The organism is Rhizobium sp. RHZ01 (genome assembly GCF_014851595.1).
Classification (GTDB): domain Bacteria; phylum Pseudomonadota; class Alphaproteobacteria; order Rhizobiales; family Rhizobiaceae; genus Rhizobium; species Rhizobium altiplani.
This window is the reverse complement of record NZ_JACUZZ010000006.1, coordinates 1-23,584: the sequence shown is the minus strand read 5'-3', so window position 1 is coordinate 23,584 and position 23,584 is coordinate 1. Positions and strand designations below refer to the sequence as shown.

Genomic DNA, 23,584 nt, shown 5'->3' with positions numbered 1-23,584 from the left:
ACAGGGTGGATGCAAGTGAAGGTTGTTTTGCAATGCACAATCGTGCTTGACTATTTGTGCGTTGCAGCTACGCTTCATCCTGCTTGCAAAGGCCAAGGAGGATGATGGTCATGTTGAATTTCGATGACGCCAACCGGAAGAGCAAGGAAGCCATGGATACCATGCTGAAAAGCTATTCGGACACAGCCAAGGGCTTCCAGGCGATTGCCGCTGAAGCCGTGGAGTATTCCAAGAAGTCCTTTCAGGACACGGTCACACATTTTGAAAGTCTTTCCGGAGCGCGCAGCTTTGAAGCTGCCTTCGAGTTGCAGACCAACTATGTGAAAAGCGCATACGAGAACTTCGTGAGCGAGGCGACCAAGCTCGGCGAAATGTATTCCGATCTCGCCAAAAGCGCTTACAAACCATACGAAGCGCCTGTTGCTGCAGCGACCGCGAAGGCGACGAAAGCAGCCACAGTTGTCACGCCCGCAGCGGCATAACGATAGGCGGCAATCGCCGCATAGCCCTTGAAAATCGAGGACCGGCTACGCATCTGCGGCCGGTCTTTTCTTTTTTCGCGACGTCCGTCATCTGCTTTCGCCAGTTTCTGTGTCTTTGCGTCGGCACCGGCCGAAATGTGATTGCAGTGTGAAACGAGGGGCTTAAAATCGCGCAAGGATGGACTAAGTTAGTAGTTCGAATATTCGGTGGGCAATCACGCCTCCCAGGCCCACCGGAATGATCGAGGAATGATAGAAAATGATCGCCAAGCCGATCCGGATGCAAAACGACAGCGAAAGGAACGGGGACAACGGAAATCGCGGAACCTCGGTCATCACGCGCACGAAGCCAAAGACCAAGAAGCCCAATCTCTACCGCGTGCTGCTCCTGAATGACGATTACACACCCATGGAATTTGTCATTCATATCCTCGAGCGTTTTTTTCAGAAGGATCGTGAAAGTGCCACTCGCATCATGCTCCACGTCCACAATCACGGCGTCGGTGAATGCGGGATATTTACATACGAGGTGGCGGAGACGAAGGTGAGCCAGGTGATGGACTTCGCCCGACAGCACCAGCATCCGCTGCAATGCGTCATGGAAAAGAAGTGAGGATCTGAACGTGCCAACATTTTCGCCTAGTCTTGAGAAGGCGCTCCATCAGGCACTGACCTTTGCCAACGAGCGGCATCATGAATATGCCACGCTCGAGCATTTGCTGCTCGCCCTGATCGACGATGCCGATGCGGCCGCGGTCATGGGTGCCTGCAATGTCGACCTCGACGCGCTGCGCAAAACGCTTGTTGAATATGTCGATAACGAACTTTCCAATTTGGTCACTGGCTATGACGAGGATTCCAAGCCGACATCAGGCTTCCAGCGTGTCATCCAGCGAGCGGTGATCCATGTGCAGTCTTCCGGTCGCGAAGAGGTTACGGGGGCAAACGTCCTTGTTGCCATTTTCGCCGAGCGCGAGAGCCATGCTGCCTACTTCCTGCAGGAGCAGGAAATGACCCGCTACGACGCCGTCAACTATATCTCGCACGGGATCGGCAAGCGGCCGGGCTCGTCCGAGTCCCGTCCGCCGCGTGGCGCGGACGACGGCGAGTCCGAGAGCAAGCCGGCTTCTCGCAACAGCGGTGATCAGGAGGAGGGCGGTCCGAAGAAACAGCAGGACGCCCTGAAGGCCTACTGCGTGAACCTCAACGAGAAAGCCAAAAGCGGCAAGATCGATCCGCTCATCGGCCGCCAGGCTGAAGTCAACCGCACCATCCAGGTTCTGTGCCGTCGCTCGAAGAATAACCCGCTCTACGTCGGTGATCCCGGCGTCGGCAAGACGGCGATTGCCGAAGGCCTTGCCAAGCGCATCGTCGAGGGCAAGGTGCCGGAAGCGCTTGCTGATGCCACCATCTTCTCGCTGGATATGGGCACGCTGCTGGCCGGCACACGCTATCGCGGCGATTTCGAGGAGCGCCTGAAGCAGGTCGTCAAGGAACTGGAAGAATATCCGGGCGCCGTGCTGTTCATCGACGAGATCCACACCGTCATCGGGGCGGGTGCGACGTCGGGCGGCGCGATGGATGCATCGAACCTGTTGAAGCCGGCTCTGTCCTCGGGCGCGATCCGCTGCATCGGTTCGACCACCTATAAGGAATACCGCCAGTTTTTCGAGAAGGACCGTGCCCTGGTTCGTCGTTTCCAGAAGATCGACGTCAATGAACCGTCGATCGACGATGCGATCGAGATCATGAAGGGCCTGAAGCCTTACTTCGAGGAATATCATCACCTGCGTTATTCGAACGAAGCGATCAAGACCGCCGTCGAGCTGTCCGCCCGTTACATTTCGGACCGCAAGCTGCCTGACAAGGCAATCGATGTGATCGATGAGACTGGTGCTGCTCAGATGCTGCTGCCGCCGTCCAAGCGCCGCAAGCTGATCACCGAGAAGGAGATCGAAGCGACGGTCGCGACGATGGCGCGCATCCCGCCGAAGACGGTGTCGAAGGACGACGAAGCCGTTCTTGCCAATCTCGAGCAGGAACTGCGCTCGGTCGTCTACGGCCAGGACAATGCGATCGAAGCGTTGTCGACGTCGATCAAGCTCGCCCGCGCGGGCCTGCGTGAACCGAACAAGCCGATTGGCTCCTACGTCTTTTCCGGCCCGACAGGCGTCGGCAAGACCGAGGTTGCAAAGCAGCTGGCGTCGTCTTTGGGTGTTGAGCTTCTGCGCTTCGACATGTCCGAGTACATGGAGCGGCACACGGTATCGCGCCTGCTCGGTGCACCTCCCGGCTATGTCGGCTTCGACCAGGGCGGTCTCCTGACCGATGGCGTTGACCAGCATCCGCATTGCGTTGTGCTGCTCGATGAGATCGAGAAGGCGCATCCCGACATCTACAACATCCTGTTGCAGGTGATGGACCACGGCGCGCTGACGGACCACAACGGCAAGAAGATCGACTTCCGCAACGTCATCCTGATCATGACGACCAACGCGGGCGCATCGGAGATGGCCAAGGCCGCGATTGGCTTCGGCTCGTCCAAGCGGACAGGCGAAGACGAAGAGGCGCTGACCCGCCTGTTCACGCCCGAGTTCCGCAACCGCCTCGACGCGATCATCCCGTTCGCGGCGCTGCCGACGGAAGTCATCTACAAGGTCGTGCAGAAGTTCATCATGCAGCTCGAAGCACAGCTTTCCGAACGGAACGTCACCTTCGATCTGCACAAGGACGCCATCGCCTGGCTGGCCGAGAAGGGTTACGACGACAAGATGGGTGCTCGCCCGCTTGCCCGCGTCATCCAGGACGTCATCAAGAAGCCGCTTGCCAACGAGATCCTCTTCGGCAAGCTACGCAAGGGCGGCGTCGTCAACGTCACGGTCGGTCCGAAGGAAGATGGCAAGCCCGGCATCATCCTCGAAGCTGTGTCGGACAGCGCCCCGATCAAGCCGAAGCCGGAAGCCGAAGTCGTCCATTCCGAGGCCGATGATGAGGATGACGGCGAGTTGAAGACGAAGGCCCGCCCGAAAAAGGCAACGGCCAAGAAGGCGAAGGCAGCAGCCGAACCGGTAATCAAGAGCTTGCCCAAGAAGGGAAGTGCGGTTCCGAGGGTTCCGAAGAAGTAAACTGAGCAAAAGGCGGCCGAAGGCCGCCTTTTCTTTTTCGCACTAGCGGTTGCTTAGACGATTCTTAAGTGAACCGGCTTTATATCGGCTCCAGCAAGGAGCCTTACGATGGTGTTTCTGCCGGCTGAACGTTTCATTGTTTTCATCATCACGACCTTGGCACTTCTTGATGCCTGCCTGTTGTTGTTGAAGGGCGTTGGAATAGACTTTGTAGGATATGCGAGCCTCATTGCTTGCGGCGCGTTCCTGGTTGCCCTTGGTCAATTTTATCGGCGTGTCCGCCACAATGACCGGATCGCGGCAGCGGCGACCGCTGCGGGTCTCTTCGTGCTCTTCACGATTGCCGGTTCTATCTTCAACTATCTGTTGTTGCCTTCCTACTTCGCGCAGATTGACGGCACGCTAACGCAGATCGACGGCATGCTTGGGTATTCCTGGCCCGCTATCGTCGAATGGGCTGCGCGCCATCCGTTGGTTGGTCTCGTGTTGTACGCGGTCTACACGAGTTCGCTGATGCAGCTGTTAGGCGTGATTCTGGTTCTTGGTTTTTCTGGAAGAACAACGAGACTGCAGCATTTTCTGCTGACGGGAGTTATCGGGGCGCTGCTGGCAATCATGTTCTGGTTTTTCTTGCCGTCGATCGGTCCCTCTGCATTCCAGCGGCTCCCTCGGCAGGTCCTCGAGGCAATGCCGCTGGCTGTTAGTCCCGCCTATGGAACGGAACTCGGCCGCGTGTTGCGCGAAGGAAGCACTCATCTGACGCCAGCCAATGTGCTCGGCCTGATCGCATTCCCTTCCTTCCACATGGTCATGGCGTGCATGTCGGTCTGCTTCCTTGCCCGTATCCGGTTCGTCTTCGTTCCAGCGGCCATCCTGAATGCGCTGATGATGCCCGCAATTCTCGTACACGGAGGGCATCATCTGGTCGATCTTGTCGGCGGTGGTGTGACCTTTGCTATCGCCTATGCACTGGCGCGATCTCTACTTGAGAAGGCGACGCCGGCGGATGCGCAAAATTCAACAATACGGCTGGCGGACTAGAGCTCAGCCTTAATCTTCTCCGCGTTCGCCGCGAGTACGGCATTGTCTTCCATCTGCCCGGAATGCGGACGCAGGGCCGTACCTTCAAAACGCGGGATTATGTGGAAGTGCAGGTGAAAGACGGTCTGGCCGGCGGCTGGTTCGTTGAACTGGCAGACGAAGACGCCGTCGGCGTCGAAGGCTTCCTTGACGGCATTGGCGATCTTCTGGACGACGGGGATGGTCTTGGCGAGAACGGTCGGGTCCGCATCGAGCAGGTTGCGTGACGCCGCCTTGGGAAGGACAAGCACATGGCCCGGAGCCTGCGGCATCACGTCCATGAAGGCGATCGTGTCGCTGTCTTCGTAAATGCGGTGCGAGGGAATTTCGCCACGCAGGATCTTGGCGAAAATGTTGTTGCTGTCGTAGGCGGCGCTGGTCATACCAACTCTCCTCGTTGCTGCTGTGATCGCGTAGCGCGGCAGGGGCGAAAGCGTCAATCCTCCTGCTGGCGCTCGCCCTTTCGAAACGGGCTGTGCTCCGTCAGGATCTCGTTCATGTGCTCTACGTCGTCACGCTCGCGCTCGAGATAGTCGGCTATAGCCCGCCGCAACCCAGCATGAGCAACATAATGCGCGGAGTGAGTTGTCACCGGCAGGTAACCTCGTGCCAGCTTGTGCTCGCCCTGGGCGCCGGCTTCCACCCGTTTGAGGCCTTTCGCCAATGCAAAGTCGACTGCCTGATGATAGCAGACTTCGAAATGCAGGAACGGATGGTCCTCGATGCAGCCCCAATGACGGCCATAAAGCGTATCGCCGCCGATGAAGTTGATCGCGCCGGCAATATAGCGACCGTCACGCTTTGCCATGACGAGCAGGATGTCATCGGGCATGCGCTCGCCGATCAGCGAGTAGAATTTGCGCGTCAGGTAAGGCCGGCCCCATTTTCGGCCGCCCGTGTCCATATAGAATTCGAAGAACTGGTCCCAGATCCGTTCTGTCAGATCGCGACCGGTCAGCCAATCAATTTCAATGCCGTGTTCGAGTGCGGTGCGGCGTTCCTTGCGAAGTGCTTTGCGCTTGCGCGACGCGAGCGTTTCCAGAAACTCCTCGTGATTGGCGTAGCCTTCGTTGATGAAGTGGAACTGCTGATCCGTCCTGTGCAGGTAGTCCTCACCTTCGAAGATGCCGATCTCGTCTTCGGGCACGAATGTGATGTGGGCGGAAGAGACGCCAAGCCGGCGCACGACCTCCTTGAGGCTCTCGGCAATGGCGTGCTGGATCGGCAGGCGCTGCAGACCTTCGGCGACAAGCAGGCGCGGGCCGGTCGCAGGGGTAAAGGGGATGGAGCATTGCAGCTTCGGATAGTAGCGTCCGCCGGCTCGTTCGAAAGCATCGGCCCAGCCGTGGTCGAAAACATATTCTCCCTGGCTGTGGTTCTTGAGATAACCGGGCAGGGCGCCGATGAGTTCGCCTTTGTCGGTTTCCAATAGAAGATGATGACCCATCCAGCCGGTTTGTGCGGTCGCCGATCCTGATTCCTCCAGCGAGGACAGGAAAGCATGCGACACGAACGGATTGTAGGCGAGAACGCTGCTTTTGCGGGAGGCCCCGGAAAGCTGAGACCAGCTCTCCGGGGAAATCGCGGTGAAAGACCGCTCGATGCGGATTGAAAGTTCGTCTGTCATGGAGCGAATGCGAGACCGTTTGGGAGGAGAATAGGGCTCACCAACAGTCTGAGCATGATCTTGTCCAAAAAGCGAGCGTCAAACCGAAACGCGCGGATCGAATCCTTCGAACGTCATCTGATCGGCATTCTCGAAGGTATGCTTTCGCCCCTTTTCGTCGCGGACGGTCCAGGTGATGACAACCATGCCCTTTTCGCGCTGGGCGGTTATGAACGGGTTCGGCAGGTCGGCGACGAAATAGGAAATGAAGTCAAGGCCGAGTTTCATCGCCTTTTCATGCACTTCGAATTCTTCCGGCTTGTTGCCGCCTGCCGTCAGCCCGAGAGGATAGGGGGCATTGAGCGCCTTCAGATCGCGAAGCAGCCAGTGGTCGAAGCTCATGAGGGCGACCTTGCCTTCATAGCCCTCAAGCACTTCGAGAACTGCTTCGGCAAAGCCCTCGTCATCGGCCTCGCGGCCTTTCAGCTCGATGACCAAGGGAACCTGACCCTTGACGAGATCGAGCAGCTGCCGCAGCGTCGGGATCTTGTCGGTCGTCCCGCCGACGGAGATGAGACCGAGCTCCTTGGACGTGCGTTCGCGCACGCCTCCCTTCAGATTGCACAGACGCTCCAAATCCTCGTCATGGAAGACAACAGGAACGCCGTCGGACGCATAATGCAGATCGCACTCGATCGCGAATCCTGCATCGACTGCGCGCGTGAAGGCGGAGAGTGTGTTTTCCCAGACCGTCTTGTTGAGGTCATGATAGCCACGATGGGCGACCGGTTGCTCCTTGAGCCATGCTGCTGAGGTCATCAGGCAATTTCCACGATCGCATCGATTTCGACAGCGGCGTTCATCGGCAACGCGGCCATGCCGACGGCGGCGCGCGCATGCTTTCCGGCCTCGCCAAGCACGCCTGCAATCAGGTTGGAGGCGCCATTGATGACGAGGTGCTGTTCGACGAAATCAGGAGTGGAGGCCACGAAGCCGTTGAGCTTGATGACGCGCTTGATGCGACCGAGATCGCCGCCGAGGGCAGCGCTTGCTTGGGCGATGATGTTGATGGCGCAGAGTTCCGCGGCGCGCTGGCCGGTTGCGACGTCTACATTCTTGCCCAGGTGACCGAGAACAGCAATCTTTCCGCCCTCGAGCGGCAGCTGTCCGGAGATATAGAGAAGGTTCCCGCTGATGACGTAGGGGACGTAGTTGGCGGCCGGTGCAGCAGCCTCAGGCAGGGATATCCCCATTTCTTTCAGGCGTGCAGCGATTTGATCGGGCATTTTCCTCTCCGCTTTTATTGTCAATAGTTCTAAAATTATGCATCAAGGCTTGGAATCTGCTTTGTGACATTTTCGAGCCTCGATTTGGCCGAAAGCGTTCTTATAACATTGCAGGCGAGTCCAACAGGAGATTGTCAATGTTCCGATCGAGTCTTGCCGCACTTCTTCTGGCGAGCGTTTCGACGACCGTCCATGCGGCCGCGCCGGTAACGAGTGCGGCGATCGCGACTGGCCTCGTTGCTCACCGGGCGGTCTACGATCTGGAATTGAAGGATGCCTCCGAGCGCTCCGGCATTTCGGGCATGTCGGGCCGCATGGTTTATGAGTTCGACGGCAATTACTGCACGGGCTTCACCACTAACTTCCGTTTCGTTACCCAGATCGATACGGGCGATGCCGTCCGCGTCAGCGACCAGCAAACAAAGACCTTCGAGAACCTCAAGGACCGCCGGTTCACCTTCGACACCAAATCCTTCACCGACGACCAGCTCGACAAGGAGGTTAACGGTGCCGCGCAGGACCAGGCTGAAGGTGTCAAGGTTGCCTTGACCCAGCCGACCAGCAAGGAGTTGCAGCTGGCGGCAAGCCGGTTCCCAACGGAACATATGCTGGACGTGATCCAGAACGCCAAGGCTGGCAAGCGCCTGTTCGAGGCGCGCGTCTTTGACGGCTCGGACGATGGAGACAAGGCGTTGGTGACGACGACGGTGGTCGGAAAGCAGGTGGCGCCCGCAACCGACGAGGCCGATGCGGGCAACGCTGGCGCCTTCTCGAAGGCAGCCTTCTGGCCGGTCACGATCTCGTATTTCAACGAGAATACGAGGACGGACGCTTTGCCGGTCTACCGTATGTCGTTCAAGCTCTATGAAAATGGCATCACGCGTGATCTGACGATGGACTATGGCGATTTTGTTTTGAGCGGCAGGCTTGCGAAGCTCGAACTGCTCGACAGCAAATCGGCTGCCTGCAAATAACCGGAATGTAGCAAGTGCAACAAGCAGGACATCCCTACCTAAACTCGCACTTCATGAACTTTGTCGCGGGCTGAAGGTTTGATTTCCCAGCTTGAACGGGCCCGCTCAGTCTGAAACAGGCGCCCTTTGAACAACCTCTAGAACGTCACGCGTCCGTGTGGCGCGTGAGCCCCATGTGACATCGAATTCTTGGCCCGGCGATCGCATCGCGGCGTTCGCTGCCTCCAAACTAGAGAATTCATAGAAGGCAGTGTGCTTCGAGGGATTGGTTCGGCTCCAAGCGCGCCACGCGTGGAGTGCCCCAAAAGCGCGTACTGCGTCTGGCATATGGCGATCATACCAATCGTCGAAAGGCGCTCGGTCCGCTTCGTTGGGAATATCAGCCTGCACTATTAAAAGCGCTAGAGTGGACATTTTCCGTCCCTTCTCAGATCGCGCATGACAGGGCGCTCGCCGCTAAGCATATAGGAGATCCGCACGGTTCGCGACAACGCTCTGTCGCATTGCCTCCGAACCTTCGACGAACGCTTGGACACGGCTTTGAGCAGCAATTTTTATGGCATCCGCTGTCTAGTTTCGCAAAGAACCGTCACGAATGCGCACGCCGACGATTGTCGCTAAGTAAACCCTCTCTATGCTAGTAATTCGAAAGGCGTGCTGATTTGGGCGCTAGAGTCGGATTGGAGTGAGAATCTTGACGATGCGGCATGGTGTTTTGAGTGGTGGACTCTATGGTATTTCAACGGGACTGGTTGCGCTGACGTTGTTCGTGAGCCCTCCGGCCCTCGCTGCAGATTGCGGCAGCACGCCGGCGGCAGGAGTTAATTGGAGTGAATGCACCAAGAGGAATCTCATGTTGCAAGGGAGCGACTTCCAGGGTGCCAACCTGGGAGATGCCGATCTCAGCCTGACCAATCTCAGCCACACCAACCTGACCGGAACGAATTTCGAGAAGGCAACACTGGTGCGGGCATGGCTTACGGGAGCGCAGGCCGGCAAGGCGAACTTCTCGAAAATCGAGGCCTATCGATCCGGCTTCGAGAACGTTTTCGCAGAAGGAGCGTCGTTCGCCGGCGCGGAACTCCAACGCTCCAATTTCAATGGTGCAAAGCTCAGTGGTGCGAATTTTGAAAAGGCCGAACTTGGCCGCGCAAGTTTTGACAGAGCCGTTCTAACGGGCGCACGGTTCTCGCTCGCCAATCTATCTCGCGCTGACCTCAGCGAGGCAACATTTGAAGGACCGGTGGCGTTCGATCGCGCCTTCATGTTTCTGACGCGGATCGAAGGGCTTGATTTGTCTGCCGCGACTGGTCTCGAGCAGGCTCAGGTCGATCTTGCCTGCGGGGATGCCAAGACCAAGTTGCCCGCCGGTCTCTCCGCGCCGACAAGCTGGCCCTGCGAGTCCGATTGACGCTTGGCGCGGTGGTGGACGCCAAGGGCCTGCCGGCCCATCCTCTCCACCCCACGCTGGCTGCCGGCTCCGAATGTCGCTTTTTTCGCAGGAAGCCTTGATTTTCTGCGGAAGGGAGGGTAAGGCCACCCGCATTCCACACGTAAGGCATGGGATGGTCCGGGAGAAATCCGGATTGTTCCGCCCGGTGGCATCCTCGAAGAGGGTGCTGTTAGCCTTGCGGAGGTTCAACCGGAAAAGGATTACAAGGCATGGCATTGCCCGATTTTTCTATGCGCCAGCTCCTCGAAGCAGGCGTCCACTTCGGCCACCAGACTCACCGCTGGAACCCGAAGATGAAGCCGTACATTTTCGGCGATCGTAACAACATCCACATCATCGACTTGGCTCAGACCGTTCCGATGCTGTCGCGCGCCCTGCAGGTTGTCTCCGACACCGTTGCTCGTGGCGGCCGCGTTCTCTTCGTCGGCACCAAGCGCCAGGCTTCCGAGCTGATCGCTGACTCGGCCAAGCGTTCCGCTCAGTACTATGTCAACTCGCGTTGGCTCGGCGGTATGATGACCAACTGGAAGACGATCTCCAACTCGATCCAGCGCCTGCGCAAGCTCGACGAAATCCTGTCTTCGGAACAGTCCGGCTACAACAAGAAAGAGCGCCTGAACCTCGAGCGCGAGCGCGAAAAGCTCGACAAGGCTCTCGGTGGTATCAAGGATATGGGCGGCACGCCGGACCTGATGTTCATCATCGACACCAACAAGGAAAAGATCGCGATCGACGAAGCCAAGCGCCTCGGCATCCCGGTTGTCGCAATCATCGACTCGAACTGCGATCCTGATCTGATCGACTATCCGATCCCGGGCAACGACGACGCCTCGCGCGCCATCGCTCTCTACTGCGACCTGATCGCACGCGCTGCCATCGACGGTATCGCTCGCCAGCAGAGCTCGTCGGGCCGCGATCTCGGCGCATCGATCGAAGCTCCGGTTGAGCCGGCGCTCGAAGGCGAAGCCGAAGCCTGATAAAAGAAGCAGTCGGGCTGGATGGCCCGTCATGCTTTCCAGAGATTGGGAAAAGGCCGCTCGCGACTTTCTAAAGTTCGGCGGCCTTGACCGTTTCAGGCGAGGGCGATCAGTCTCTCGCCATTTGAGTTTCGTATGAGGCGTCTTTCATCACGCTGTCATACATACAGGTACATTTCGTGCCTCAATCCGGTGTTGCACCGCCTTTGCGGGCCACCGTTTGAACCGACAAGAGGAAGCTTATGACCGAGATTACGGCTGCACTGGTGAAGGAACTGCGCGAGAAGTCCGGCGCAGGAATGATGGACTGCAAGAAGGCGCTGCTCGAAAACAACGGCGACATCGAAGCATCGATCGACTGGCTGCGCGCCAAGGGCATCTCCAAGGCCGACAAGAAGGCCGGCCGCGCTGCTGCTGAAGGCCTGATTGCCATTGCCGGCGCCGGTCACAAGGCTGTTGTCGTCGAGCTGAACTCGGAAACGGACTTCGTTGCCCGCAACGATGCCTTCCAGGATCTCGTTCGCGGCATCGCCAACGTTGCCCTGTCCACCGATGGCACGGTTGAGGCCATTGCTGCCGCGACATACCCGGCATCCGGCAAGCCGGTCGCCGACACCATCAAGGACGCGATCGCGACCATCGGCGAAAACATGACGCTCCGTCGCGCTGCCAAGCTCGAAGTCGAGCACGGCGTTGTTGCGACCTACATCCACAACGCTGCTGGCGACGGCATCGGCAAGCTCGGCGTGCTCGTCGCCCTGAAGTCGGAAGGTGACAAGGCCGTCCTGACCTCGATCGGCCGCCAGGTTGCCATGCACATCGCTGCGACCAACCCGCTCGCCATCCGCGCCGAAGAAGTCGACGCTGCCGTTGCCGAGCGCGAACGCAACGTCTTCATCGAGCAGGCCCGCGAATCCGGCAAGCCGGAAGCCATCATCGAAAAGATGGTCGAAGGCCGTATGCGCAAGTTCTTCGAAGAAGTTGCTCTGCTCTCGCAGGCTTTCGTCATCAACCCCGACCTGACGGTCGGCGCTGCTGTCAAGGAAGCAGAAAAGGAAGCCGGCGCCAAGATCGAAGTCGTCGGCATGGCACGCCTTCTCCTCGGCGAAGGCGTCGAGAAGGAAGAGAGCGACTTCGCTGCTGAGGTGGCCGCTGTCGCCAAGGGCTGATCGACCTATACATGTGAAAACCGAAGGGCATCGCGTGACAACGCGGTGCCCTTCGTGTATCCGGCACACAGCGGTAATATACGAGGAGCCACGATGTCGTCAGAGCCTGTCTACAAACGCGTTCTACTCAAGGCTTCCGGCGAAGCCCTCATGGGCAGCCAGGGATTTGGAATTGATGTAGCGGTCGCAGACCGCATTGCGGCTGACATAGCCGAAGCGCGGCAGATGGGTGTGGAAGTCGGCGTCGTCGTCGGCGGCGGCAACATCTTCCGCGGTGTCGCAGTTGCCTCCAAGGGTGGCGATCGCGTTACCGGAGACCACATGGGCATGCTCGCGACCGTCATCAACGCGCTGGCGCTGGCAACGTCGCTGCGCAAGCTGAACATCGACACTGTTGTGCTCTCGGCGATTGCGATGCCGGAGATCTGCGAGAGTTTCTCGCAGCGCGCGACGCTCTACCATCTGTCGCTCGGCCGCGTCGTGATCTTCGCAGGCGGCACCGGCAACCCGTTCTTCACGACGGACTCGGCAGCCGCGCTGCGCGCCGCCGAAATGGGAGCGGAAGCGATCTTCAAGGGAACGCAAGTCGATGGTATTTATTCGGCTGATCCGAAAAAGGATCCCGAGGCGACGCGCTTCGACCACCTGACGCACAAGGAAGTCCTCGACAAGGGACTGGCCGTCATGGACGTCGCGGCAGTGGCGCTTGCACGGGAGAATTCCATTCCGATCATCGTCTTCTCGATCCACGAGAAGGGTGGTTTTGCTGAAATCCTCAAAGGCGGTGGCCTCAAGACCATCGTCTCTGATAACTGATTGAGTGGGCGGCCTGCTTTGCCGCAGCTTCTACCAAGACGGGAGCAATAAAATGAGTGAAGGCATCGACATCAAGGAACTCAAGCGCCGCATGGATGGCGCGATTTCCGCGTTCAAGCACGATATCGCATCGCTGCGCACCGGCCGCGCCTCGGCCAACATTCTCGACCCTGTCATGGTCGAGGCCTATGGTTCGCGCGTGCCGCTGAACCAGGTGGCAAACGTGACCGTTCCAGAGCCGCGCATGCTTGGCATCTCCGTCTGGGACAAGTCGATGGTCAACGCCGTCGATCGCGCGATCCGCGAGGCCAACCTCGGCCTCAATCCGATCATCGATGGCCAGAACCTGCGTATCCCGCTGCCGGAGCTCAACGAGGAGCGCCGCAAATCGCTGGTGAAGGTCGCCCACGACTATGCCGAGAAGAGCAAGGTTGCGATTCGCCATGTACGTCGTGACGGCATGGACGGCCTTAAGAAAGCCGAAAAAGACGGTGCGATTGGCCAAGACGAAAGCCGGGCACAATCAGATCGTGTGCAGAAGATGACCGACGAGACGATTTCTGAGGTCGACCGCTTGCTTGGCGAGAAGGAAAAGGAAATCATGCAGGTTTAAGGCGCGCTGCGGCTGCGCCTTGGCTGCAAGAACCGGACGGGAAATGTCGGAACGAACATTTTTGACTGTGCCAGAACACGTTGCCATCATCATGGACGGCAACGGCCGATGGGCAAAGCAGCGCGGGCTTCCGCGGACGATGGGGCATCGAAAGGGCGTTGACGCTGTGCGCGAGGCCGTGCGCGCAGCGGGCGACATCGGGATCAAATATCTCACGCTCTTCGCCTTCTCGTCGGAAAACTGGCGGCGTCCGGTAACGGAGGTCTCGGATCTCCTCGGATTGCTGAAAGCCTTCATTCGTCGTGACTTGGCGGAACTGCATCGCCAGAACGTGCGCGTGAAAGTGATTGGCGACCGGCACAGCCTCAAGAGCGACATCCTCGATCTTCTCGTGGATGCGGAAGAGACCACAAAGACGAATACCGCGCTGACGCTCATCATCGCCTTCAACTATGGCTCGCGCGACGAGATCGCGCGTGCGATGGCGAGCCTTGCACGGGATGTCGAGGCAGGCCGGCTGAAGGCGCAGGATATTTCTCCGGCGCTGATCGATGCGCGGCTCGACACGGCCGGGATCCCGGATCCGGACCTGATCATCCGCACAAGTGGTGAAGAACGCCTTTCCAACTTCCTGCTCTGGCAGGCGGCCTACTCCGAGTTCATTTTCGTGCCCGAGTATTGGCCCGATTTCAGCCGGGAGATCTTCTACTCGGCGTTGGAAACCTTCGCGTCGCGCGACCGTCGCTTTGGCGGACTGGTGGCACAGACGGCTGCGGCAGTGGGCACCTGATGCAGCAGGAGCTGAAGCTGCGCATTATTTCGGGCGTAATCCTTGCCGTTATCGTTCTGCTCGCCACCTGGTACGGCGGCGTTGCCTTCAGCCTGCTGTCGTCAGCGATCGGACTGCTGATCTACTATGAATGGTCGACCATTACGAAGCTTGCCACGGAACAGCCGGTCGCCAATGCGATCGGTTGGATAGGGCAGGCGGCAATCGCGGTGGCCGTCGTTGCGGGGACGCTTGGATATTCCCTGCTGCTACTGGTGCTGTTCTTCCTGATTGCTGTCGGCTTCGTGCTTGTGTCCGGCGTATCGCGCTGGTTTCCCACGGGGATCGTGTACGCCGGTCTTACGGGAATTGCCCTTTCGAGCATCCGCGGCTCCGATAGCGTCGGCCTTCTCGCGATGCTCTTTGTATTCGCAGTCGTGTGGTCGACCGACATTCTTGCTTATTTCGTCGGGCGCGCCATCGGTGGCCCGAAGCTGGCGCCGAAGATATCTCCCGGAAAGACATGGTCCGGCGCTATTGGCGGCGCCGTTTCCGCTGTGATCGCCGGTAGCCTGGTTGCCTATTTTGCCTTTCCGCAGAGCCTCGTGCTCGCGGCTCCGGTTGCGTTCATCCTATCGGTATGCAGTCAGAGCGGCGATCTCTTCGAATCCTTCATCAAGCGTCGCTTCGGCGTCAAGGATTCGAGCCACCTGATTCCAGGGCATGGCGGCGTCATGGACCGTGTCGACGGGCTCATTTTCGCCTGCTTTGCGGCGTTCTTGCTAGCTGGGCTTTTTTCGCTGATAAAGGGCGGCGAAATAACGTCGCTCGGTGCAGCCCTGTTCGGCGTATAATATCTGCAAAGGCTGGCGGAAAAATCAGATGCTTGGCTTGACCGGTATATTGGCATTCCTGACGGGCTATATCGTGCCCTTTGTCCTCGTGCTGTCATTGCTCGTTTTCGTGCATGAAATGGGCCACTATCTGGTGGGGCGATGGAGCGGCATCCGCATATTGGCGTTCTCGATCGGCTTTGGTCCGGAATTGCTCGGCTTCACCGACAAGCATGGAACGCGCTGGAAGCTCTCACTGATACCGCTGGGCGGCTATGTCCGCTTCTTCGGCGACGAGGATGTATCGAGCAAGCCCGATGACGACAAGCTCGCGTCAATGTCGGAAGAGGATCGTGCGCGGTCCTTCGCCGGTGCGAAGCTGTGGAAGCGTGCCGCAACGGTTGCTGCCGGCCCGATAGCGAATTTCATCCTGGCGATTGCGATTTTTGCGGTTCTCTTCTCGATCTACGGTCGATCGGTTGCTGATCCTGTGGTTGCGGAAGTCAAGCCGGGCAGCGTTGCAGCCGAAGCGGGCGTCGTGCCTGGCGACCTTCTGATCGCCATCGATGGCACGAGGGTCGAGACTTTTGACGACGTCCGGCGCTACGTCAGCATTCGGCCCGAGCAGCAAATTGTCGTAACGATCGAGCGCAACGGCCAGAAGCTGGATGTTCCGATGGTGCCGGCGCGAACCGATATGACCGACCAGTTCGGCAACAAGATCGAAATCGGCCTGATCGGCATCGTCACCAACCAGGAGGTCGGCCACTTCCGGGTACAGACCTACTCGCCGCTGGAGGCGGTCAAGGAAGGCGCGATCCAGACCTGGCACATCGTAACTGGCACCTTCAAGTATATTGGCAACCTGATCTCCGGCTATATGAAGCCAGACCAGCTTGGCGGACCGATCCGCGTGGCTCAGGCTTCCGGTCAGATGGCGACGTTGGGCGTTGCAGCTTTGCTTCAGCTTGCCGCTGTCTTGTCTGTTTCCATCGGATTACTGAACTTGATGCCGGTTCCGGTACTTGATGGCGGACATTTGATGTTCTATGCGATTGAAGCCGTGAGGGGAAAACCGTTGGGTTCGTCTGCGCAGGACATTGCGTTTCGCATTGGCTTGGCGATGGTTTTGAGCTTGATGGTTTTTGCCACCTGGAACGATATAAGCGCTTTGATTGGTTGATTGCTCGACGAGGGAAATTACCATTTATTTACGATGTTTCAAAGCTGTAGTGGCGAATGCGTCACGCTTTGAAATGAAGTAAACAGAAATTAACTTGCTCCCTTGCTTGTAAGGCAAAAGCGGGTAAAACGACACACGTGACCGGAATCGGGGGACGCCTGGGGCCGGGGACGAGAAAAAAGGTAATGGGTGAAATGAAGGCTGGTTCAAGATTTTTGAACGCAGTATCGGCGGTTGCGCTGTCTGCAGGTATTGTTGCTTCGGGAGCAGGTGCAGCGGTTTTCGTCTCCGCTACGACGGCAGAAGCTGCAGTGATTCAGCGCATCGATGTGCGCGGCGCCAGCCGTGTCGGCGCTGAGGCCGTTCGCTCGAACCTCACAATCCAGCCTGGCCAGAGCTTCTCCAACACCGACATCGATGACTCTGTGAAGCAGCTTTACGACACGGGCTATTTCTCCGACGTCAAGATTTCCGTTTCCGGCGGCACGCTGGTCGTGACGGTCCAGGAAGCGCAGCTCATCAACCAGGTCGTCTTCAACGGCAACCGGAAGATCAAGGACGACAAGCTTGCTGCGATCGTGAAGACGCACGCGGCCGGGCCCTTTAACGACGCGCAGATCCAGGCGGACATTCAGTCGATCAAGGACGCGTATGCGGCAACCGGTCGCAGCGAGGTCCAGGTGACCACGCAGGTCGTGCCGCTCGGCGAAGGTCGCGTCAATCTGGCTTTCGTCATTGACGAAGGTGATCGCACCAAGATCGGCGCTATCAATTTCGTTGGCAACAATGCCTATAGCTCCGGCCGTCTCGCTTCGGTCATCAACACGAAGCGCTCCAACTTCCTGTCGTTCCTGACACGCAAGGACGTCTACAGCGAAGACAAGCTTCGCGCTGACGAAGAGGCGCTGCGTCAGTTCTACTACAATCGCGGCTTTGCCGACTTCCGTATCATCTCGTCGGACGCGACCTTCGACGAGGCGACCAACAAGTACACGTTGACCTTCAATATCGAAGAAGGTCCGCGCTACAATTTCGGCGCCGTAACCGTGCAATCGACGGTTCCCGGAGTTGATGCCACGCAGTTGCAGGGGCTCGTCCGCACTCGCGAGGGCCAGGTCTACAGCGCCAAGGAAGTCCAGAAGTCGATGGAAGCGATATCTGACCAGGTCGCCTCCGCTGGATATCCTTTTGCGCGCGTAACGCCGCGCGGCAATCGTGACCTGGCGAACAACACGATCGGCGTCGAATACCTCGTTGACCAGGGCGAGCGCGCCTATGTCGAGCGTATCGAAATCCGCGGCAACAGCCGCACGCGCGACTTTGTCATTCGTCGCGAGTTCGACATGAGCGAAGGCGACGCCTTCAATCAGCAGATGATCACGAGGGCAAAGCGCCGTCTCGAAGCTCTCGGCTACTTCTCGTCGGTCAACATCTCGACGCAGCCGGGCAGCTCTCCGGACCGCGTTGTCGTTGTGGTTGATGTGCAGGACCAGTCGACGGGTTCGTTCGGTATCGGCGCGGGCTATGCGGCCGGCGGCGACGGCCTGCTGCTTGAAGCCTCGGTCGAGGAAAAGAACTTCCTGGGTCGCGGTCAGTATATCAAGATCAGCGCTGGTGGTGGTCAGGAAGGTTCTCGTACCTATGGCCTGAACTTCACTGAGCCTTACTTCCTCGGTTACCGTTTGGCTGTCGGTTTCGACCTCAATCACAGCGAGACGTCGAGCAACGATAACTACGACTACGAAGAAAACAGCGGTGTTCTTCGTGCCACGGCGCCGATCACGGAAGATCTGGCGACGACGTTCCGTTACAACTACAAGCAGATGAAGTACGATCCCTCGGGTTCGCTGAGCGATCTGTCTGCGCCGTATCAGAACCTTGTTGAGAATAGCCCATGGGTAAAGTCGTCTGTTTCGCAGACGCTGACCTACAACACGCTTGACGACATGACGCTGCCGCGCGAAGGCATCTACGCAAGCGTTACGCAGGAAATTGCTGGTATCGGCGGTGACTCGCAGTTCTATAAGATCTACGGCAAGGCGCGGTATTTCCATCTGCTGGCCGATGATGCTGACATTATCGGCTCGGTTACGGGTTCGGCGGGTTATGTTGTAGGCTTTGACAAGAGCCTGAACGTCTTTGACCAGTTCACGCTGACCAACGGCGATATCAGAGGCTTCGAAAACAAGGGCATCGGCCCGCGCATTGCCGGGGCGAACGACGATCCGCTCGGCGGTACGACCTATTTCACGGTCTCGGCTGAAGCGACGTTCCCGCTCCCGTTGGTTCCGCGTGACTTTGGCCTGCGTGGCGCCTTGTTCGCCGACGCTGGCACGCTGTTCGGCAATGATGTCGACCCGCTCGGTGATACTGTGAACGGCGAAGATGCGTCACTCCGTGCGTCCGTCGGCGTTGGTCTTATGTGGGCGTCGCCATTCGGTACGCTGCGCGTCGACTACGCTATTCCGGTCGCCAAGGAAGACTTTGACAAGACGCAGCACTTCAAGTTTGGCATAAACAACCAATTCTGATATCGGCAGTCCGGAACCGTAAAACCGAATTCCGTTCTGGAGATTTGCCGATGGAGCAAAATAGCTTTTTTCTGCCCCATGATGGCGTGAAACTCTCGGAGTTGGCGCAGTATCTTGGGGCAGAGCTTGCTGACCCCAAAAATGCAGATGTTGTGATCCGTTCCGTTTCCCCCGTAAGTCGGGCGAAGGCGGGCGATCTCTGTTACATCATCTCGAAGCGGAGCAAGGACGAGCTTGCGACATGCGCAGCGTCTGCAGTGCTTTGCAGCGCGGGGCTGCGCTCGCTGGTGCCGGATCATCTGCCTGTTCTGATTTCGAAGAATGCCCATGCGGCCTTTGCGATGGCGGGTGGTTTCCTCTACCCGAAGGCGCTGCGGCCAGAAGCCCTTTTTTCCGAAGCCCCTGGTATTTCGGATCGCGCGGTTGTTGATCCTACGGCCCGTCTCGAAGGGAAGGTTTCGATCGAGCCGATGGCGGTGGTCGGTGCGCACGCTGAAATCGGCGAGGGTACACATATTGGCGCCGGCGCTATCATTGGGCCCAACGTCAAGATCGGCCGCAATTGCACGATCGCGGCTGGCGCAAGCGTGCTCTGCGCCCTCATTGGCAACAGCGTCATCATTCACAATGGTGCACGGATCGGCCAGGATGGTTTCGGCTACGCTCCGGGTCCACGCGGGATGATCAAGATCGTTCAGATCGGCCGGGTGATCATCCAGGATCATGTCGAGATTGGCGCGAATACAACGATTGATCGTGGTACGATGGATGATACGGTCGTCGGCGAGGGCACGAAGATCGACAATCAGGTCCAGATCGGCCACAACGTCCGCATCGGACGTCACTGTGCCATCGTTTCGCAGGTCGGCATTGCCGGCAGTACGGTGCTTGGCGACGGCGTGCAGATCGGCGGTCAGGCAGGACTGAACGGACATATCAAGATTGGCGACGGGGTGCAGATCGCTGCAAAGAGCGGCGTGATCGGAGACATCCCCGCTGGTGAGCGCTACGGCGGTGTGCCGGCCCGCCCCATCAACGATTTTCTACGGGAGACGGCCGCGATTTTGGCGCGATCAACCGGCGGCAAGAAAACGGGAGAAAAGAATGACTGAGGAAGCAAAGACTTCGCTCTCTTCGGCAGATATCATCGAGATCATGAAGCTGCTGCCACACCGGTATCCGTTCTTGCTCGTAGACCGGATTATCGAGATCGATGGCGACGAATCCGCGGTCGGTATCAAGAACGTGACTGCAAACGAACCGCATTTCACCGGTCACTTTCCGGAATCGCCAATTATGCCGGGAGTTCTGCTCATCGAGGGGATGGCGCAGACGGCCGGCGCGATCTGCGCCAAGAAGCAGGGCGAAACCGGCAATCTCGTCTACTTCATGACGATCGATAACGCGCGTTTCCGCAAGCCGGTCGTTCCCGGCGATCGCGTCGAATACCACGTGAAGAAACAGAAACAGCGCGGTAATATCTGGAAGTTCCATTGCGATGCTAAGGTTGATGGAGCGCTCGTCGCCGAAGCCGACATCGGGGCGATGATCGTTCGCAAGGATCAGGCATGAGCACGATAGCAGCCAGCGCCAGCATTCACGCCATGGCGGTCGTCGAAGATGGCGCCGTGATTGGCGAGAACGTGAAGATCGGCCCTTTCTGCCATGTCGGGCCGAAGGTCGTGCTGGGTGATAACGTGGAGTTGCTGGCGCATTCGGTCGTATCCGGCAGGACGACGCTTGGTAAGGGGTGCCGCGTTTTCCCGATGGCCGTGATCGGCGGCGATCCGCAGAGCGTCCATCACGGCGGCGAAGAAACGACCTTGACGGTCGGCGACAACTGCACGTTCCGCGAGGGCGTCACGGTGAACACGGGTACTGCCGATTTTGGTGGCCAGACGATTGTTGGCGACAACAACCTTTTCCTGGCGAATTCGCATATCGCCCATGACTGCCGGGTAGGAAACAACGTCATCATGTCCAACAACGTGATGCTCGCCGGCCATGTGACGATTGAGGACCGTGTCATTCTTGGTGGTGGCTGTGCCGTGCACCAATTCACACGTGTCGGTCGCCAGGCGTTCGTCGGCGGTCTCTCTGCGGTCAGCTATGACGTCATTCCCTATGGCATGCTGAACGGCAATCCGGGCCTTCTGAGTGGACTGAACGTCGTTGGCATGACCCGCGCCGGTGTTGACCGGGCGACGATTCATGCCGTGCGGCGCGCCTACAAGGCGATCTTCGAAGGCGCCGGTTCGATCCGTGCCAACGCCGCCGTGATCCGGGATGAATACGCCGATTGCGAGCAGGTCCTTCAGATCCTCGACTTCATCGCAGCCGATAGCGATCGTGCTCTTTCCTCTCCGACCAGGGGACAGAAAGGGTGATGCTTGGCTCTCGCGGGTGACATGGCAAAGGGCCGCTTGGCCATCATCGCAGGTAGCGGGCTTCTGCCGTCCTATGTCGCCACCGCGGCGCGGCAAGCAGGTGAAAATCCCTTTATTATCGCTCTGAAGGACGAGGCCGATCGCTCTTGGGAAGGCTTTGACCATGCGGTTATCGGGGTCGGAGATTTTGCCGCTCTCAGTCGGATATTCGAAGGCAACGGCATCGACCGCGTCGTGATGTCTGGTGGTGTACGCCGGCGTCCGGAATGGCGCGAAGTGCGGCCGACGCTGAGGACCCTCGTGAAATTACCGTCGACAATCCGGACGCTGCTCGCTGGTGGCGACGATACCGTGTTGCGGATGGTCATCACGCTGATCGAAGAGAATGGGCGCCGGGTCGTCGGCGCGCACGAGATCGCACCGGATCTGCTGGCATCGGTCGGTCCGCTGGGCGCTGTGCGACCAAGCCTCGATAATGCGAAGGACATCGCGCGAGCCGCAGAAGCAGCGGATGCGCTCGGCAGGCTGGACGTCGGTCAAGGGTCGGTGTCGGTCGGCGGTCGCATTGTCGCGCTCGAAGGCGTGGAAGGCACGGACAGCATGCTGGAGCGTGTCGCCGAGCTGCGGTCGGCGGGGCGAATTTCTCAGCGCCGCCACGGCGTGCTGGTGAAACTGTGCAAACCGCAGCAGGATATCCGCGCGGACCTGCCATCGATCGGCATTTCGACGATCGAGAACCTGCAGAGAGCAGGACTTGCCGGAGTGGCTGTGGAGGCGGGCCGCTCGCTCATCCTGGAGCGCGACGCCGTCATCAAGGCTGCCGATGAAGCCGGTATCTTTGTATGCGGACTGGATAGGGGATTGCCATCCTGGGGGCTGGCGTGAGCGAAGCTTCACTGAGAGTTGCCATTGTTGTTGGAGAGGTTTCGGGCGACCTCCTGGGTGCCGACCTGATCGCCGCTCTGAAACGAAAGTTTCCTGGCGACGTGGAACTCATCGGCGTTGGCGGCGAGGGGCTGGAGGCGCAGGGTCTGCGCTCGCTTTTCGATTTCGCCGACCTTCAGGTCATGGGCATCACCCAGGTGCTTTCGAAGCTGCCGCGGCTCGTTCGGCGTATCGGTGAGACGGCGTCGGCCATCATCGCCGCAAAGCCTGATGTGCTTATTATCGTCGACAGTCCCGACTTCACGCACAGGGTCGCAAAGCGTGTTCGCACGGTGCTGCCCAGCTTGCCTGTCGTCAACTACGTTTGCCCCAGCGTATGGGCGTGGAAGGAATACCGGGCGCAGCGCATGCTCGCCTATGTCGACCATGTGCTCGCTGTGTTGCCATTCGAACCGGACGTGATGCGCAAGCTGGGCGGGCCGCCGACAACTTATGTCGGCCACCGCTTGACAGCCGATCCCAACCTGTTGGATGCACGACGCCAGCGCGCGCAGACGAAGCCGCGAAACCAGGCCGACCGCAAGACAGTCATGCTTCTGCCGGGTTCGCGCTCGTCGGAGATCGCCAAGCTGCTGCCACACTTTGGCGATGCCATTAGCGAGTTGGTAGCGCGCAACGGCGAGATGCGTATTATTTTGCCGACGATGCCACGCCGCGAAGCCATGATCCGTGAGCTCGTCAAGGATTGGACGGCCAAGCCGGAGATCGTGACGGGAGCCGAGGCGAAGTGGCGAGCGTTCACGGAGGCCGATGCCGCCATGGCTGCCTCCGGCACTGTCGTGCTTGAGCTGGCTTTGACGGGCGTTCCCTGTGTTTCGGCGTACAAGACGGACTGGATCATCAGGCTCATGACCAGCAAGATCAAAACGTGGAGTGCTGCGCTTCCGAACTTGATCGCCGATTACGCTGTTGTGCCCGAGTATATCAACGACGTGGTCCGAGGCGGCAGCTTCGCTCGCTGGATGGAGAAGCTTTCAGCGGATAGCCTGCCACGGCAGGCAATGATGCAGGGCTTCGACGTTCTCTGGCAGAGAATGCAGACCGAGAAGCCGCCGGGAGAACATGCGGCAGAGATTGTTCTCGACGTTCTCCAAAAGAAAAAGCCCGGTCATTTCTGACCGGGCTCAGACTGCTGACAAACCCGTCGATATTTTCGGCGGGTTTGTTTTTTGGACGTTGGTTGTTTTAGTTGGGTTCTGAGGCGGGGCGAAGTTGGCGGCCTCTGGCGCTCATGCCATGGCTGGTCTGGGTGGCTTGGTGAGCGCCATGGCGATCTTCTTGATGTTTTGGGCGGCTGCAGCCAGCAGGCACTGGCATGCGACGCGGGTGAGACTTCGAAAGCGGGCATAGCGATG

Annotated in this window: 23 protein-coding genes; 19 read left to right on the top strand and 4 right to left on the bottom strand. The window is 58.7% G+C overall.

The genetic code is table 11. The features are described 5' to 3' along the window. Positions 1-110: 110 nt before the first annotated feature. From IB248_RS08705 to IB248_RS08690, 4 genes are all read left to right on the top strand, one after another. Positions 111-482, top strand: coding sequence for a phasin family protein (locus IB248_RS08705; RefSeq protein WP_026372161.1), 372 nt, complete (start codon positions 111-113; stop codon positions 480-482). A 259-nt stretch (positions 483-741) separates the two neighbouring features. Further along, positions 742-1,095, top strand: coding sequence for an ATP-dependent Clp protease adapter ClpS (clpS, locus tag IB248_RS08700; protein ID WP_008526939.1), 354 nt, complete (start codon positions 742-744; stop codon positions 1,093-1,095). A gap of 10 nt (positions 1,096-1,105) precedes the next feature. Continuing rightward, positions 1,106-3,607, top strand: a complete 2,502-nt coding sequence (clpA, locus tag IB248_RS08695) for an ATP-dependent Clp protease ATP-binding subunit ClpA (RefSeq protein WP_192240719.1) — start codon at positions 1,106-1,108, stop codon at positions 3,605-3,607. A gap of 108 nt (positions 3,608-3,715) precedes the next feature. Then, positions 3,716-4,648 carry a phosphatase PAP2 family protein gene (locus IB248_RS08690; RefSeq protein ID WP_018859928.1) on the top strand — a complete coding sequence of 311 codons (933 nt, stop codon included), beginning with the start codon at positions 3,716-3,718 and terminating at the stop codon, positions 4,646-4,648. On the opposite strand, the gene IB248_RS08685 is transcribed toward IB248_RS08690, so the two are convergent. From IB248_RS08685 to IB248_RS08670, 4 genes are all read right to left on the bottom strand, one after another. Further along, positions 4,645-5,070 carry an HIT family protein gene (locus IB248_RS08685; RefSeq protein WP_018858831.1) on the bottom strand — a complete coding sequence of 142 codons (426 nt, stop codon included), beginning with the start codon at positions 5,068-5,070 and terminating at the stop codon, positions 4,645-4,647. The two genes, IB248_RS08690 and IB248_RS08685, sit on opposite strands and share 4 nt — an antisense overlap. 53 nt (positions 5,071-5,123) lie before the next feature. Beyond that, positions 5,124-6,314, bottom strand: coding sequence for a GNAT family N-acetyltransferase (locus IB248_RS08680; RefSeq protein WP_192240718.1), 1,191 nt, complete (start codon positions 6,312-6,314; stop codon positions 5,124-5,126). 78 nt (positions 6,315-6,392) lie between these two features. Beyond that, positions 6,393-7,112 carry a glycerophosphodiester phosphodiesterase gene (locus tag IB248_RS08675; protein WP_169683350.1) on the bottom strand — a complete coding sequence of 240 codons (720 nt, stop codon included), beginning with the start codon at positions 7,110-7,112 and terminating at the stop codon, positions 6,393-6,395. After that, entirely contained in the window at positions 7,112-7,579 is a 468-nt protein-coding gene (locus IB248_RS08670; RefSeq protein ID WP_113471672.1) for a RidA family protein, read from the bottom strand. Before IB248_RS08670 ends, IB248_RS08675 begins: the two co-directional genes overlap by 1 nt. 137 nt (positions 7,580-7,716) lie before the next feature. Here IB248_RS08670 and IB248_RS08665 point away from each other — a divergent pair, with 137 nt between their 5' ends. From IB248_RS08665 to lpxB, 15 genes are all read left to right on the top strand, one after another. Then, positions 7,717-8,553 carry a cell envelope integrity EipB family protein gene (locus tag IB248_RS08665; RefSeq protein ID WP_192240717.1) on the top strand — a complete coding sequence of 279 codons (837 nt, stop codon included), beginning with the start codon at positions 7,717-7,719 and terminating at the stop codon, positions 8,551-8,553. Positions 8,554-9,253: 700 nt separating this feature from the next. Then, on the top strand, positions 9,254-9,964 hold the full coding sequence (locus IB248_RS08660; protein WP_192240746.1) for a pentapeptide repeat-containing protein: 711 nt from the start codon (positions 9,254-9,256) through the stop codon (positions 9,962-9,964). A 251-nt stretch (positions 9,965-10,215) separates the two neighbouring features. Further along, the gene (rpsB, locus tag IB248_RS08655) at positions 10,216-10,983 is read left to right on the top strand and encodes a 30S ribosomal protein S2 (protein WP_016553822.1); all 768 of its coding nucleotides are present in this window, start codon (positions 10,216-10,218) and stop codon (positions 10,981-10,983) included. 242 nt (positions 10,984-11,225) lie between these two features. Further along, entirely contained in the window at positions 11,226-12,152 is a 927-nt protein-coding gene (gene tsf, locus IB248_RS08650) for a translation elongation factor Ts (protein WP_025659039.1), read from the top strand. A 93-nt stretch (positions 12,153-12,245) separates the two neighbouring features. Next, entirely contained in the window at positions 12,246-12,968 is a 723-nt protein-coding gene (pyrH, locus tag IB248_RS08645) for a UMP kinase (protein ID WP_018858824.1), read from the top strand. A gap of 52 nt (positions 12,969-13,020) precedes the next feature. Then, positions 13,021-13,581: a ribosome recycling factor gene (gene frr / locus IB248_RS08640; RefSeq protein WP_018858823.1), complete on the top strand. Its 561-nt coding sequence runs from the start codon at positions 13,021-13,023 to the stop codon at positions 13,579-13,581. A gap of 43 nt (positions 13,582-13,624) precedes the next feature. Next, entirely contained in the window at positions 13,625-14,371 is a 747-nt protein-coding gene (locus IB248_RS08635) for an isoprenyl transferase (RefSeq protein ID WP_192240716.1), read from the top strand. Further along, a complete protein-coding gene (locus IB248_RS08630) occupies positions 14,371-15,204 on the top strand; it encodes a phosphatidate cytidylyltransferase (protein ID WP_192240715.1) in 834 nt (277 codons plus the stop codon). The genes IB248_RS08635 and IB248_RS08630 overlap by 1 nt, the downstream gene beginning before the upstream one ends. Positions 15,205-15,232: 28 nt before the next feature. Next, positions 15,233-16,366 carry an RIP metalloprotease RseP gene (rseP, locus tag IB248_RS08625; protein WP_062375382.1) on the top strand — a complete coding sequence of 378 codons (1,134 nt, stop codon included), beginning with the start codon at positions 15,233-15,235 and terminating at the stop codon, positions 16,364-16,366. A 194-nt stretch (positions 16,367-16,560) separates the two neighbouring features. Continuing rightward, positions 16,561-18,897 (top strand): outer membrane protein assembly factor BamA, encoded by a 2,337-nt coding sequence (gene bamA, locus IB248_RS08620; protein ID WP_025659035.1) that lies wholly within the window; start codon positions 16,561-16,563, stop codon positions 18,895-18,897. 50 nt (positions 18,898-18,947) lie between these two features. Then, a complete protein-coding gene (lpxD, locus tag IB248_RS08615; RefSeq protein WP_062375388.1) occupies positions 18,948-20,009 on the top strand; it encodes a UDP-3-O-(3-hydroxymyristoyl)glucosamine N-acyltransferase in 1,062 nt (353 codons plus the stop codon). Continuing rightward, on the top strand, positions 20,002-20,469 hold the full coding sequence (fabZ, locus tag IB248_RS08610) for a 3-hydroxyacyl-ACP dehydratase FabZ (RefSeq protein WP_018858817.1): 468 nt from the start codon (positions 20,002-20,004) through the stop codon (positions 20,467-20,469). The genes lpxD and fabZ overlap by 8 nt, the downstream gene beginning before the upstream one ends. Beyond that, positions 20,466-21,284: an acyl-ACP--UDP-N-acetylglucosamine O-acyltransferase gene (gene lpxA, locus IB248_RS08605; protein ID WP_192240714.1), complete on the top strand. Its 819-nt coding sequence runs from the start codon at positions 20,466-20,468 to the stop codon at positions 21,282-21,284. The genes fabZ and lpxA overlap by 4 nt, the downstream gene beginning before the upstream one ends. Positions 21,285-21,287: 3 nt before the next feature. Beyond that, the gene (locus IB248_RS08600; RefSeq protein WP_192240713.1) at positions 21,288-22,169 is read left to right on the top strand and encodes an LpxI family protein; all 882 of its coding nucleotides are present in this window, start codon (positions 21,288-21,290) and stop codon (positions 22,167-22,169) included. Next, positions 22,166-23,347 (top strand): lipid-A-disaccharide synthase, encoded by a 1,182-nt coding sequence (lpxB, locus tag IB248_RS08595; RefSeq protein ID WP_018858814.1) that lies wholly within the window; start codon positions 22,166-22,168, stop codon positions 23,345-23,347. The genes IB248_RS08600 and lpxB overlap by 4 nt, the downstream gene beginning before the upstream one ends. The last annotated feature ends 237 nt before the right edge of the window (positions 23,348-23,584 follow it).